The sequence below is a fragment of the Glutamicibacter creatinolyticus genome, assembly GCF_006094275.1.
GTDB lineage: Bacteria > Actinomycetota > Actinomycetes > Actinomycetales > Micrococcaceae > Glutamicibacter > Glutamicibacter creatinolyticus.
This window is the reverse complement of sequence record NZ_CP034412.1, coordinates 1,507,948-1,521,351: the sequence shown is the minus strand read 5'-3', so window position 1 is coordinate 1,521,351 and position 13,404 is coordinate 1,507,948. Positions and strand designations below refer to the sequence as shown.

The 13,404-nt window shown below is 66.9% G+C and carries 13 protein-coding genes; 3 read left to right on the top strand and 10 right to left on the bottom strand.

Annotation, left to right across the window (positions count from 1 at the left end):
- The first annotated feature begins 92 nt into the window (after window positions 1–92).
- The 3 genes from GcLGCM259_RS06880 (at window position 93) to GcLGCM259_RS06870 (ending at window position 1,648) form a co-directional block, all read left to right on the top strand.
- Window positions 93–515 (top strand): hypothetical protein, encoded by a 423-nt coding sequence (locus tag GcLGCM259_RS06880; protein WP_138926173.1) that lies wholly within the window; start codon window positions 93–95, stop codon window positions 513–515.
- A 90-nt stretch (window positions 516–605) separates the two neighbouring features.
- The gene (locus GcLGCM259_RS06875; RefSeq protein WP_138926172.1) at window positions 606–1,106 is read left to right on the top strand and encodes a nucleoside deaminase; all 501 of its coding nucleotides are present in this window, start codon (window positions 606–608) and stop codon (window positions 1,104–1,106) included.
- Between the two features lie 206 nt (window positions 1,107–1,312).
- Entirely contained in the window at window positions 1,313–1,648 is a 336-nt protein-coding gene (locus tag GcLGCM259_RS06870; protein ID WP_246049817.1) for a RidA family protein, read from the top strand.
- A 3-nt stretch (window positions 1,649–1,651) separates the two neighbouring features.
- On the opposite strand, the gene GcLGCM259_RS06865 is transcribed toward GcLGCM259_RS06870, so the two are convergent.
- The 10 genes from GcLGCM259_RS06865 to GcLGCM259_RS06820 all read right to left on the bottom strand — a co-directional run bounded on the left by GcLGCM259_RS06865 (window position 1,652) and on the right by GcLGCM259_RS06820 (window position 13,224).
- On the bottom strand, window positions 1,652–2,242 hold the full coding sequence (locus GcLGCM259_RS06865) for a dihydrofolate reductase family protein (RefSeq protein ID WP_138926171.1): 591 nt from the start codon (window positions 2,240–2,242) through the stop codon (window positions 1,652–1,654).
- Window positions 2,243–2,300: 58 nt separating this feature from the next.
- A complete protein-coding gene (locus GcLGCM259_RS06860; RefSeq protein WP_138926170.1) occupies window positions 2,301–3,041 on the bottom strand; it encodes an ABC transporter permease in 741 nt (246 codons plus the stop codon).
- Window position 3,042: 1 nt separating this feature from the next.
- Window positions 3,043–3,804: an ABC transporter ATP-binding protein gene (locus GcLGCM259_RS06855; protein ID WP_138926169.1), complete on the bottom strand. Its 762-nt coding sequence runs from the start codon at window positions 3,802–3,804 to the stop codon at window positions 3,043–3,045.
- Window positions 3,805–3,918: 114 nt separating this feature from the next.
- Window positions 3,919–4,626 (bottom strand): hypothetical protein, encoded by a 708-nt coding sequence (locus GcLGCM259_RS06850; RefSeq protein ID WP_138926168.1) that lies wholly within the window; start codon window positions 4,624–4,626, stop codon window positions 3,919–3,921.
- A complete protein-coding gene (locus tag GcLGCM259_RS06845) occupies window positions 4,623–5,054 on the bottom strand; it encodes a hypothetical protein (protein ID WP_138926167.1) in 432 nt (143 codons plus the stop codon). Before GcLGCM259_RS06845 ends, GcLGCM259_RS06850 begins: the two co-directional genes overlap by 4 nt.
- Window positions 5,055–5,344: 290 nt before the next feature.
- The gene (locus GcLGCM259_RS06840) at window positions 5,345–8,914 is read right to left on the bottom strand and encodes an SIR2 family protein (RefSeq protein WP_138926166.1); all 3,570 of its coding nucleotides are present in this window, start codon (window positions 8,912–8,914) and stop codon (window positions 5,345–5,347) included.
- Window positions 8,915–9,210: 296 nt separating this feature from the next.
- On the bottom strand, window positions 9,211–9,843 hold the full coding sequence (locus GcLGCM259_RS06835; RefSeq protein ID WP_138926165.1) for a class I SAM-dependent methyltransferase: 633 nt from the start codon (window positions 9,841–9,843) through the stop codon (window positions 9,211–9,213).
- Window positions 9,844–9,995: 152 nt separating this feature from the next.
- Window positions 9,996–10,934 carry an ornithine cyclodeaminase family protein gene (locus tag GcLGCM259_RS06830; RefSeq protein ID WP_342773596.1) on the bottom strand — a complete coding sequence of 313 codons (939 nt, stop codon included), beginning with the start codon at window positions 10,932–10,934 and terminating at the stop codon, window positions 9,996–9,998.
- Between the two features lie 5 nt (window positions 10,935–10,939).
- Window positions 10,940–12,325: an MFS transporter gene (locus GcLGCM259_RS06825; RefSeq protein WP_138173793.1), complete on the bottom strand. Its 1,386-nt coding sequence runs from the start codon at window positions 12,323–12,325 to the stop codon at window positions 10,940–10,942.
- 194 nt (window positions 12,326–12,519) lie between these two features.
- Window positions 12,520–13,224 (bottom strand): GntR family transcriptional regulator, encoded by a 705-nt coding sequence (locus GcLGCM259_RS06820; RefSeq protein WP_246049816.1) that lies wholly within the window; start codon window positions 13,222–13,224, stop codon window positions 12,520–12,522.
- Between the last annotated feature and the right edge of the window lie 180 nt (window positions 13,225–13,404).

Below are 13,404 nucleotides of genomic sequence, written 5' to 3'. Positions count from 1 at the left end.
AGGCTTCGAGTCCTACTGTGACTTGGCGCGATAATACCGCCGCAGCCCCCGGCACGGCTAAGCACGCGGCTTGACTGGCGTAGGGTCAAGGCATGGAGGACGGCAAGCGGCGGCAGAACACCCCACGACGGGACGCATCGAAGCGCACGCTGTTCTGGATTCTGCGAACGCTCGCGGGGCTGGGCGTGCTGCTGCTGATCTGGGTGGCGGCGGTACTCTGGGTGCGCCTGGATGAGGCCGCGGTGCCCAGCACCTCGGCGTTCCCGGATCTGCCGGCGGAACTGGTTGTGGGCGAGCCCGAGCTGCAGTGCGCCTCCGGCGGGTGCTGGCGGGAACTTGAAGTCCAGGCCGGCTCCGCTGCCGACGCCAAACGGCTCACCACGGATCTCGGTTTGGAGACCGAGCAATGTGTTGCGTGGAATCCGTTGATTTGGCGGCGCACCTGCACCGGTGCCCACGTGGCGGGGACCGCGGTACGGATCTACGCCCAGTACGACTACGCCGGAATCGACTGATGCAGGCACCGCCATCTGTGAACCCGTCCTGGATCTGAGAAGTTCCTAGTCATACTTCACTTTGGCACCGGAGGGTGGTTAGGTGTTGGCATGGCTACTTCCACATCAATCACCGAGACCGACCGTACCTTCCTGGCCCAATGCGTGGACTATGCCCGTGAGGCGCTGGAGGCCGGGGACGAACCCTTCGGCTCCCTGCTGGTCGATGAGCAGGGACAGGTGCGCTTCGCCGACCGCAACCGGGTCGCCGAAGGGGACCACACCCGCCACCCGGAGTTCGCGATCGCCCGCTGGGCCGCGGAGAACCTGAACCCCTCCGAACGTGCCGCCGCCACGGTCTACACCTCCGGGGAGCACTGCCCCATGTGTTCGGCCGCCCACGCGTGGGTGGGGCTGGGGCGCATCGTCTACGCCAGCAGCAGCCGGCAGTTGATGGAATGGCACGGCGAATGGGGCGCGGAACCCGGCCCGGTGAAGCCGTTGCCCATCAACGAGGTGACCCCCGGCATGGAGGTCGCCGGACCCGATGAGGAACTGAGCACCCAGGTCAAGGCCCTGCACGCGCGGCTGAACGGGATCAGCCACAACTGATAGCCGCCGGCCCCTGGAGGGCGCCGCCTGCTTGGTGACTCCCTGTCCAGGCCGGTCCGTGCCCGGTAGACTCGGTGACCCGGCCCCACGCCCCCGAAGCGAGGATTCCCCATGCCCCAGATCCAGCGCCTGCGACCCGCGGGGCTCCTGCACTCCCGGGCCTTCAGCCATGTCGCCATCGTCCCGGCGGGGCCAGCACCATCTATGTGGGCGGGCAGAACTCAGTGGATGAGACCGGCGCCCTGATCGGCGACGGCGAGATTGCGGTGCAGGTGAGCCGGGCGCTGGACAACGCCGAAACAGCGCTCGCCGCGGCCGGGGCAGGACTGGCGGACGTCATCCAGTGGAACGTGCTGCTCATCGAAGGGGTGGAACCCCGGGCCGCGTACGGGGTGATCGCCTCCCGGCTGGCCGGTGCGGAACCACCCCTGGTCACCGCGGCGTTTGTCGCAGGCCTCGGCGTGCCCGGCGCGCTGGTGGAGCTTAGCGCCGTGGCCGCCCGCCTGCCCTCGGCTCAGGGGCACCAGGTACTCGAGCACTGAGCTTCAGTGGTTCGGTTCCACGTCGTAGGAGAGGATCAGGCTGCCCAGCTCGCTGGCCTGGCATCCGGTCAGCCGCAGTTGGCGGGGCGCTGGCAATGGCCCGAAGAGTTGCTTGCCGGCACCGAGCAGCAGCGGATGTACGAACAGGCGCAGGCTGTCGATGAGATCCTCAGCCAGCAACTGGCGGGTGAGCATGCCACTGCCCAGGATCACCATCTCCCCCTGCCCTTCGGACTTCAGCCGGCGCACCTTCTCGCCCACCTCACCGGCAATCACTTCCGTGTGCCGCCAGGCCGGATCCCGCAGCCTCGTGCTGGCCACGTACTTTGGCGCCTGGTTCATGTGCGCGGCGATGGGGTTGTGCCTGCCCACGAACGGCCAGTAGGCGGCCATTTTCTCGTAGGTGCGCCGCCCGAACAGGTAGGCGGTGGTGGCTTCCAGCCCCTGCGCGCCGAGCGCCGCGTGGATGGCCGGGGCGTAGCGCGCACCCCAGCCGCCGTGTACGAATCCGCCGCTGCGGTCCTCATCCGGTGAGCCCAGTCCCTGCATGACCCCGTCCACGGACAGGAACTCGACGGCGACCAACTTGCGCATGATGTACTCCCCTGACTGCGAAATTCAATAGGTGACGGTGCTATGCGGTCCGGCCAGGCTAGCGCCAGCGGAAGATCCGGGCGGCGATCAGCGCACAGCCCGCGGTCCACACCGCGAAGACGGCCAACGGCCCAAGGGACACATCCGCCTCAAACCAGGCCGCCTGCAGCGATTGGGCCATCGCCCCGGCCGGGGTCAGCCCCACGACCGGTTCCAGCGCATCGGGCATCAGCGGCCCCGGGGTCCACAACCCGGCCGCGAACAGGCTGAGCATGAACACCAGCAGTCCCACCCCGTAGGCGATCTGGGCGCTCGCCGCGCGCGCGGCAATCAGCGAACCGAGCGCCATCATGGACACGCTGCCGCCAACGAACACGGCCAGCACCATGCCCGGGTGGCGTGGGGCCAGCAGCCCGAAGCTCACCGAGGCGATCGCCAGGGCCAGCCCGGCCGCGGCAACCAGCGAGATCAGGGCGATGATCCACTGGGCCAGCAGCAGCCGGAACGGCCCGGCCGGGGTGGTGTCCAGCTTGCGCAGCACCCCGTTCTCCCGGTACCCGGCCACCGAGGAGGGGTAGTTCGTGATGGCCACGCTGGTGGCCCCGACCACCAGGGCCAGCACCACCAGGTGGTCCATGGCGCTCAGCCCGCCCTGCCCGAGCGGGGTGCGGGTGCCGGGGATGATGTAGGCCTGCAACAGCAGCAGGCCACTGGGCAGCAGCAGCGCCATGAACAGCATCGTGGGGTTGCGCAGGAACAGGAGCGATTCGACCCGGGTCAGCGCGAGCAGGGCACGCATGTCATCGTCCTTCCATCACGTTTTGGGCGCCGGCATCCAGCAGCCGCAGGTAGGCGTCCTCCAGGGTCGCGCTTCCCCGGCGCTGCCCGGGCACCTGCCGGCGCAGCTCGGCCGGGGTCCCGGCAAAGCGCAGCCGCCCCTGGTCGATGACGGCCATCCGGTCACACAGCCGCTCCACCTCATCCAGCGCGTGGGAGACCAGCACCACGGTGACCCCGCCGGCGCGGATGGAGTGCACCAGCGCCCAGATCCCGCGCCGGGCCTGCGGGTCCAGCCCGGTGGTCAGTTCGTCAAAGATCGCGATCCGAGGTCGGCCGACCAGGGCGGTGGCGATCGACAGGCGCTGGCGCTCTCCCCCGGACAGGGTCCCGATCCGGCGTTTGGTCCGCTGGCCCATGCCCACCAGCTCCAGCAGTTCCACCGGGTCGGCCGGATCCGGGTAGAGAGCCGCAAACCAGCGCATGGCCTCGCCGACCTTCAGCGCGGCGGGCAGGGTGGTGGCCTGCAGCTGGTACCCCACATCGCGGCGGATCATCTCGCGCTGCAGTGCCGGGTCAACGCCCAGCACCGACAGCGTCCCGGCGTCGGGTTTGATCGTTCCGGCCAGGCATTCCACGGTCGTGGTCTTCCCGGCCCCGTTGGGCCCGAGGATTCCGAAGATCTCCCCCGCTGCCACCTCCAGATCCACCCCGGCCAGTGCCCGCACGTTCCCGAAGGACTTGTGCAGGTTTTCGGCGCGGATCACCGGGTTGCGCATGCTCATGGTGGCCTCCCTCGGCACTACTGTCACCCCTCGGTTGACAGTTATAGCGCAAGAATGGCACACCCCCCACGTTCCGTCAATAGGGGGATGACAATTCTGCTGCCGCCCACGCCCCTAGGGCAGCGGGAAGGATTTGGGGACGCAGCTGCTGGTGGCAGGGATCATCCGGATGACGTACCAGAGCACGCAGGTGCCGCCCTGGGCGAGCACGCCCAGCAGCAGGAGCCACGGGTTCAATGGCCCGAAGCCCAGCAGGACGCCAGCGCCGGGAAGCGCCACGGCCAGCACCCCCAAGCCCTGCAGGATCCGCCAGCTGCCGCCCACCGCCACGCTGCGCAGTTCCGCCTGCGCCCGGCGGTCCCAGATCAGCGCGGCGACTTCGACCAGCACCAGGCCAGCCAGGATCCCCGCGCCGAGGGCGGCGGCCCCGGACTGACCGGTGGCGCGCACCGCCTGCACCAGGCCCAGCACCGCCAGCAGCAGGAGCACCAGCTGCAGCGTCAGGGCCAGCTGCGCCCAGGGAGCCGGGTCGCTGCGCGTGCGGTCCTGCGCCTTGCGGGCGATGTGCGCCCAGGCGTCGGCCCGATAGCGGCGCTCCACATAGCTGGTGATGCTCAACCCCACAATGGGCCCAAGCAGTGGGGTGAAAAGGTTGGCGCTGATGCCCAGCAGGAAGATGATGGCGGCGGCCAGGATGATGGGCGAGGCCGCCAGCTGCAGCAACATGGCCAGCAGGTAGTAGCGCCGGGCCGGCGCGAAGTCGACGGGGTGCAGCAGCGCGGGCGCCTGCCCACGCACCGGTTCCCGCCGGCGCGGACTCATGACCCGCCGAGCCCGCCCTCGGCGCGCACCCGCTGCCCGTTGCGGCCGATCTCGTACACCTTCTGGCGCGAGACGCCCAGGCTAGCACCGACGGCGATGGCGCTGAAGTCCTCCAGCAGCCCATCCACCGCCACCGCCCGGACCACCGAGGCACGGGAGACCAGGTAGGCCGAATGCGCGGCGACCTCCCCGGCCAGCAGTGCGACCGCCAGCAGCCCGCCGAAGGGCTGCTCCCAGCCAGGAGTGTTGGAGCGCATTGCCCCATCCAGCTGGGCCCCGCCATCGGCGATGGCCTGGGCCACCAGCTGCGGCCGCACCCCGGCCTGCTCGAAGCGGGCGGCGATCTCCTGGATCTGTTCGGGCTCGCGGTGGGCCAGGATCTGTTGCCAGGTGGTGCTGGTGGTCTCGAGCCTGCGCCCGTTGCTCATGATCTGCCCGCCTTTGAACTCAACTAGCCGGTGGCCATCTGTCAATAGGGAGTTTACTCGCTTCCCGGTTCCGCCGATAGGGCTAGGCCGGGAACAGTCCCCACATGGCCAGCAGCAGGGCCACCCCCGATCCAGAGGACGAGGTTTGCCACGATCTTGTCCTCACCCGTCAGCGCGGCCGCGTAAACCACATGTCGCATCTGATACTGCCACGTCCAACCTACCGCAGGGCCAAGCAGGATAGTGACGGCGCTTAAGGCAGCCTCAAGGCCTCCGACTTGGGGTCGTGCTCACTCGGGGGGATAGAGAAATCCGCGCCCTGCCGCGGCTTCGACCAGTGGTTGTGCAACCGCATCGCCAACCGCGCTTAGTATCGCCTTAACCAGCTGATGCACGCGGTACCTCACCATATAGTCAGTGCCGGTCGTGTTCTGAACGCGCTCGGCAAAGAAGGCAACGAGCTCGGTCCCGTAGGCGGCGAGTACTCCATCCGGAAACGCCCGATTAAAGAACCGCTCATCCAGACCAATGCCGTGCCCGTCGAAGAGGGTCGCTGCGGCAGGGACGAATTCACCCACGACAGGAACGACGTCCGCCCAGCGTGCAAGCTCTTCGGCGGATGCAACCCGTGGCTGCCCGCTGAGTCGGCGTTCCAGATGCTTGCCGAGCCACCGGCGCCAGACCTCGGCCCCGTCGACGCCATCTTCGCGGAGGAATCTGGCGACCGCTTCAGCGAAGCTAGCGGCATGCGAGCCGTTTGACGCGAGCACTGTCTGATCAAGCAGGCGCCTCCGGTCGGTACTCGTGATGCCCGCGTATGACACCACGGAGGTTATGTACCCCAGGAAGATGTGATGCAGTTGCTGGTCTGGCAATTCGTCAAGACGGCTGAGCTCGGCGACCATGCTCTCGAACAGCCCGGCTGCGAGGATCCGGTCGTTCCACCTGGGATGGTGCAGGAACGGGTACCAGCCATAGGCGTGTCGCTGCGGGTCGTTGAAGAGAGGGAGCAAATGCGCCGCCGCGAAGTCAGCGTCCGCGGCGAAGTAGAAGAACAGCTGTTCAGCAATCGCTGGTTGCGTAGCGTCCAGTGCATCCGCGTTGCCGTTCAGCAGCGCAACGAGCGCCTTCGACTCCTCGTCGCTAAGTCCGGCCCAATCCTCTCGTGAGTGTCGCCAGCGACGATCTACTTCACTGTTCCAGTACTGGGCCACGGACCCCGGCCACGAGTTCAGGTAAAGCGGCGCGAACGACAGGGGGGCCGAATCTTCTCGGTGCCTGAATCCTGCGCCCTGCTCACGCCAGAGTGCTCGCGCCAGCTCGCGCATGGACGCGAGCGCCAGCGACTCATCTTCGTCGATTTGCTGCCGAATCTGATTAAGTAGGAAACGCCCTAATGCATCAGCGGAGTCCTTGTCAGCAAGCAACGTGGTGAGGCGCTGTACAGCCCCGAGGCCCACATCTCGTAGCTGGGCTTTCCCCCAGCCTTCGGAGATCGCGCGCCATAGGTCGACCTGCTTGTCGTCAAGCTCGTCGCGACCGAGGACGTCGTCCCAGAGCTGCAAGCCGAGGTCCGGGCGCTGCTCGACGGCCTGTTGAACAAGCCCGAGCGCATCTCGCCAGTCGGGCTGATCGAAGTAGCGTTCGGAATAGTCGCGGGACAGCAGGTCATCGAGTGCAACACTCACGTTCTGAGCGAGCGCCTGAATGAACTCCTCGATGTCCATCGGCGGCTTCCCACGCCAGGTTCCGCTTGTCATCCAGGTGTCGAAGTCAGGATGCTCTCGCACCTCGAAACCGGGGTTCTCAGCTTGGATCAGGTCGAACGCGGTCTGCGCCTCCACCCAGTCAGGGTCGACCTGCGTTAGCCATGCCAACAAGTTGTACTTCGCGTACGCGAAGTGGCGGTCGCGGTCGGGAATCTCTTCGGGGTAGTCGGGTCCGTCGGCGGCGGCATCCAAGACCCGCTGTTTGAGCGGCGATGTCGCGCTACCGACTGCGGCGGCGACTACCTGATAGGTCTCATGTTTTAGGTCATCTGCGTAGAGCCCGGTGCGCTCGAGGAGCCACGAGAGCTTGTCGTCCGCACTCCGTTCCGGATCGTTGGCTACCAGATGCAGAGCCAGGCGCTGCATGAGACCACGGCCGTTATTCCACCATCGGTTGGGCAGGTCTGGCGAGAGGGGCAGCGCCTTGCTTCCGTATTCGCGAAGGCCGTCGATGACTGCGTCGAGCGGCTCCCGCAGTTTGTCCTGAGCGTGTGGCTCGATTGCAGATCGGTGATGCACGAGCGGATCCCAGCCCCGCTCGCCGTGATACGCGTCGAGCAGGTCATAAGCAGCAATGATGGCGTCTTCCAGGACTACGCCGAGTGAGCGATCCCCGGCGTCGGACTCCTGCACGACGCGCAGGACGTGTTGGGTCAGTGAGTAGTCCTCCGAGTTCCAAGTGACCTTCGCATCGGGATAGACCGTACGTTGCGCGGACTCGTCGATAAACCAGGGCCGTTCCAGCTTGAGGAACGGCCGCAGCGCTGTCCGCAGCACCGCAATGCTGGGGGTCGTCGAATCGGGTAGGAACGGCATGAGGCGATCAGTTTTGAGAGGGGCTGACTGTCCATATATGGAAGTGGCGAGGAGTGATTGCCACCGTTCTCCGGCAGACGCGTCTTGTTTCCTGAGGTCGTTAGCGAGCCAGCTGGCGGTCCGATAAAGCGAAGTCGTCATCGACTGCCCGAGTCGTTGCAAGGTCTGGAGCGCCGCCCCGTTCAGTGTCGTCGACTCGATGAACGTCCTTGCGAACCAGTTGCCTAGAATTGCCGTCGCGTCCGGCACATCCGCCGGTAAGAACAGGGCCTTGAACTCGGGGAGATCCTCCACCCAGGTCAGCCATTCGAGTTTAGTTTCGTCGGGCAGAGATTCCGTCGCAAGCGCGAAGTCGCGGGCGCCGTCTGTCGTTCGGAGACGATCATGGAGGTAGTCGCGGTCGGGCAGTGGCAGTGCAGTACCGCCGCCAATGATCGCCTGCACACGAGACTGGTGGTCGGTCTGCCCCATCTTGGCTCGGTCCGCCCACGCGGTGAGTGCCGCCACGAGCGCTTGATGATCGCGCCCGACCACCGGGTACGCGATCGGCTGTATCCCCAGGTATCCCCACTTGCTGTTCGTCGGGTCACTCGTGAACGCGAACCGATTGGAGGCCCTGCCGTTGCCGCTGGAGGGCAAGCCAAGCGCAAGGTACCGCATGATCACGTCATCATGGCTGTAGCCGACAAACACCACGGTGAATCGATCGAACATGGGAAGAAGGAACCTTGCAGCCCATGCATCGGTGATGTACGCATGGCCGAAGTCACGGTCGGTGAGGATCATCTCCTCCTTCCGGCGCCGTACTGAACCATGCAGGTGCACGAGCCCAACGAAGTCATGCCCGAGAGGCAACGCCGGGGCGTACCAGGTGTCCGGTACCGCGATCGATTCGCTTCTTGCAGCTGAGGCAAGGTGATCGTCGTAGTTAGTAGTCACCACGCGGAACGCTCCTCCGATTCCCGCGAGGTCGACAATCGCACTGTGGAGCGGATTGAATTTTGACCTCGGATCGGAAATCAGCGTGTGGGCGTGCTGATGGGCGTCGAACGCCTGAGGGAGTGACTCCAGCTGTCCAATGAAAAAGTCCAGTCCGCCGCGCGCGGAGAACGGGTGCGATGCCATTCGCGCGAGCTTTTTCGCCAGGTTACGAAAGTGGGGAAGGTTCGATGGTTTGCCCAGCGAAGCCCCCGCACCGACGAAGAACACCAACTCACCACGCTCGTGGGCGTCGAGCATCTCGTCAGGTAGCTCAACATCGCCGGTAATCCACATCAGGCCGCTAACTCTCTGCAGCCACTCAGCGTGCTCACCGACCGAACTCCAGGGTGCCGCGGAACGAATCTAAACAACAGTCCGGCAAAGGCGCGGACCATGTACCCGGTACCGATCAAAACCGGTGTCATCTCGTCTCCCATGTGGCCTTCTGGGCTAGCTCTCTAGTATCGCTCAACGGTTACAAGTATCCCACAGCCCACCACCAGTAATCCAGATGGGGTTTCATCTCATCACCCGGAGAAAACCTCAAATCGGCAGCTCGTGGGACCCAATGAAGAGTGAGTGGATAACTATCAGCCGGTGGGCTGGTCGCCGCGTCCGAGCACGGCCACCAGAAAATCACTGGCCGGCCCATGCAGCTGCCAGGTCGAATAGCGCTGCTGCAGCCGCAGCCCGCATTCGGCGGCATCCGACTCGAACGTGTCGAAGTCATAGCCTCGCCCGGCGCCGAAGCCGACCACGAGCCGGCCGGTCGGCGCCAGGTGCCCGGCCAGGTGGCGCAGGGCCGGCAGCCGCTCGTCCTCGGCGAGGAAGGTCAGCACGTTTCCGGCGCTGACGATCAGGTCGAACTTTCCGGGTGCGTCCTGCTGGTCCTGCTGGCCCTGCAGGTCCAGGGTGGCGAGGTTGCCGACGAACCACTGCGCCTGCGGGTAGTCTTCCCGGGCCACGGAGATCAGGTGCTCATCCAGGTCGACGCCCACCACCTGGTGGCCCCGGGCGGCAAGCCAGCCGCCGATGCGACCGGTGCCGCACCCGGCGTCCAGGATGCGGCTGCCGCGCTCGGCCATCGCGTCAATCATCCGGGCCTCGCCGTAGATGTCGCTGCCCTCGGCGGCCAGCCGGCGCCAGCGCTGCGCGTAGTTGTGGGCATGGTCCGGGTTGGCTCGAACGGCGGCAAGCCACACGTTTTCCCTAGGTGCACTCATGGCCCCAGTATCCCAGTGCCGCCCGGTGAGAATGAAACCGGTATCGGCTGGATCTGCCGACAGGCAAATATGGCGCGGGCCGCGGCACCGGGAATCCTCATCCCGGCACCGCGGCCCGCGCTCTTTGCCAAACGCCTCGGCGCCGGCGCCGATTAGCGGGTTTCGTGCACTCCCACGGCGATGGCCAGGTCCTGCCAGGACATCCCGGTCCCCTTGAACACGTTCGGCCGGTCGGTGGCCCGCTGGACTTGGCCGCGCACCAGGTCCCGCAGCGTGTACAGCGACTCGGCCGAGAGGTCCGGGTCCTCGGCCATGGCCTGGATCAGGTCCCCGGCCTCGCGCAGGGCGGTGTCCACCTCCTCCACCACGATCAGTGAACGGCCCATCAGGTTCGCGTCCAGTTCCCGATACTGCGGTTCGTGGGAGCCCATGGCCACCACCGCCGCCCCGTCCTTGACAAGCGATCCGTCAAAGAGCGGGTCGGTGGCGGAGGTGGCGCACACGATGATGTCCGCCTGCCCCAGGTCCGCCTCGGGGGCCGGGCGCGCGGCCAGCCCCAGCTGCCGGGTACGGGCGATCAGCGCCTGCACCTTTTCAGGGTTGCGCCCGGAGACCATCACCTGCTCCAGGTCGCGGATCTCGGCCATCGCCTGGATGTGGCCCCAGGCCTGCGGGCCGGTGCCGTACACCAGCAGGGTGCTGGCCCGGGGCGCGGCGAGCCGGTTCACCGCGGCGGCCGAAACCGCGGGGGTGCGCAGCGCCGTGAGCAGCGAGCCCTCGATCATCGCCTGCGGGGTCAGGGTCAGGGCGTCCATCAGGATGTAGGTCGCCTGGATGCGCGGGCGGCCATGGGAGGGGTTCTGCGGTCCCACGGAGGCGACCTTGATCCCGGACCATTCACCGATCGTGGAGGGCATCAACAGCAGGTGCCCGGTGCCGGCCGGGGCGTGGAAGCGGGCCGGGTCCTCGGCCGGGTCGAAGTCCCCGCCCAGGGCCTGCTCGATCAGCTGGCGGGCGCGGGCCGGGGTGATCGCCGCGGCCACCTCATCGGCGCCGTACCAGCGCGGGGCGTGCTCGGTCATTGTGCTCATCTTTCCTATTTCACTTCCGTCATGCTCAGCCCGTCCGGCAGCCCGCCGGGCAGGTCGTGGTTCGTCTCGGGGTGTTCGGTGGCCGGGTTCTCGATCGAGTCATCGGCCCGGGCCACCTTCGGGGCGAAGGAGACCGCGATGATCGAGAGCACCGCGATCGCGGCGATGTACAGCGCGATCGGCACCCAGGACCCGTCGAAGCGGGCCAGCAGGAAGGTGCACAGCAGCGGGGCGGTGCCCCCGGCCAGCGCGGCGCCGATCTGGTAGCCCAGGGTCACCCCGGTGTAGCGCACCCGGGTGGAGAAGATCTCGGAGGTCAAGGTGCCCAGGGTCGCGGTCACCGGCGGCCAGACCACGCCCAGGCCCACGATCACGGCCATGAACACCGCCCAGTCGGCCCCGGTGCCCAGCAGCAAGAAGAACGGGGCGGCGAACAATCCGATCACCACGGCGCCGCACAGGTACACCTGCAGCCGGCCCCACCTATCGGCCAGCCAGCCCATCACCGGGATCATCAGGGTGCTGGCCAGCGCGCCGGCGCTGACCGCGTTCAGCACGGTGGAGCGCTCGTAGTCCAGGGTGCCGGTGGCGTAGCTGACCACGAAGGTGGCGAAGATGTAGAACGGCGCGGTCTCCACGATCTTCGCGCCGATGGCGATCAGCACCGAGCGCCAGTGGTGGCGCAGCGTCTCGGCGATCGGCAGCTTGGCCACGTCGCCGGTGGCCTGCTGCTTCTTGAACGCCGGGGTCTCCCCCAGCCCGCCGCGGATCCACAGCCCGATCACGATCAGCACGATGCTGGAGATGAACGGCAGGCGCCAGCCCCAGGACTCAAAGGAGGCCTGCGGCAGCAGGCTGACCAGGGAGAAGGCGATGGTGGCCAGCAGCATGCCGATGGTGATCCCGGTCTGCGGGATGCTGCCAAACAATCCCCGCCGGTTCTTCGGCGCGTACTCGTAGGCCAGCAGCAGTGCCCCGCCCCACTCCCCGCCGATGGCCAGGCCCTGGATGATCCGGCACAGGATCAGCAGCACCGGGGCGAGCATCCCCACCTGGGCGTAGGTGGGCAGCAGGCCGATGGCCACCGTGGCCCCGCCCATCAGCGAGAGCGTGACCACCAGGGTCTTCTTGCGCCCGATCCGGTCCCCGATGTGGGAGAAGATGATCCCGCCGAACGGGCGGATGAAGAAGGTCAGCGCCAGGGTCGTGTAGGAGAGCATCTGGGAGATGTACGGGTCATCGGAGGGGAAGAACTGCTTGTCGAAAATGAACGCCGCCGCCGTCGCGTAGAGGAAGAAATCGAACCACTCGATGGCCGATCCGCTCAGGCTAGCGGTCAGCACCTTGGGATAGCTCACCTTCTTCGGTGCCGCGGAAACCTGTTGACTCATGTCCTCGCCCATCTGCCGTGCGCCCCCACTCGCTTCCCCGCCGGGTGCGGCCGGGGGTGCAGTGGTAACGCGATCTGGTTATTGAAAGCTCGTGACCTGCGCCACGAATAGACACAACAGTAAAATTTTACTGTCGGTTAAGCAAATGGCCCGGCTCACAATGGCCGGGCCAGCAGGATGAAAAAGTGCGGGGATTAGGTCGCTGACGTGCGGGCCTGCTCCCCGCGCCCGGCCCACACGCCCCGGGTGTGTCCGATGTGGCGGCGCATCAGCTCGGCCACCGCCCCGGCGTCCCGCGCGATCATCAGATCCAGCAGCTGGCCGTGCTCCCGGGCGGTGTTCACCAGCTGCCCGGCCTCGGCCAGCTGCGCCAGCCCGGACAACCGGGCCCGGGAACGCAATTGGCGCACGTTATCCACCAGGTGCCGGTTGCCGGCCAGGGCCAGGGCGCGCAGGTGGAACTCGGTGTCCACCGCAATGAACTCGCGCAGCTGCCCGCGCTCGGCCGTGGAATTCAGTGTCTTGGTCAGCGGGCGCAGCTGCTCCAGGTCCTCGGCCCGGGCATGCAGCGCCACCTGGGCCATGGTGGGCACCTCGATCAGCGCGCGCAGCTCGGCCAGCTCATCCAGGTCCCGGTCACTGAACCCCACGATCCGGTAGCCCTTGTTGCGCAACGCCTCCACCAGCCCCTCGCGGGCAATGTCGATCATCGCCTCGCGCACCGGGGTCGGTGAAACCCCCAGCATCTCGGCCAGGGCCGGGGCCGAATAGACCTGCCCGGGCACCAGGGTGCCGGCCACCAGGGCGTCGCGCACCGCATCGGAGACCTGCTGGCGCAGGCTCACCGCGCCCCCGCGCCCGCTCAGGCGCACCTGGAACGGATCCTCGATCACAGCCACCCAATCACCCTCTGCCACCACAAAAAACCTGTTGCCGAACCGGAGCCCCAGTATCTCAGCCCCACGGCGCTTGCGCGAAACAATGACCGCCTCCCGGGCGTCGCTTGTCCCCAGTGCGCCCGGTCATCCACCGGTACCGGAGCCGAAGCGGGCGAAACTGGTGGGCACCGCCGAACAGTT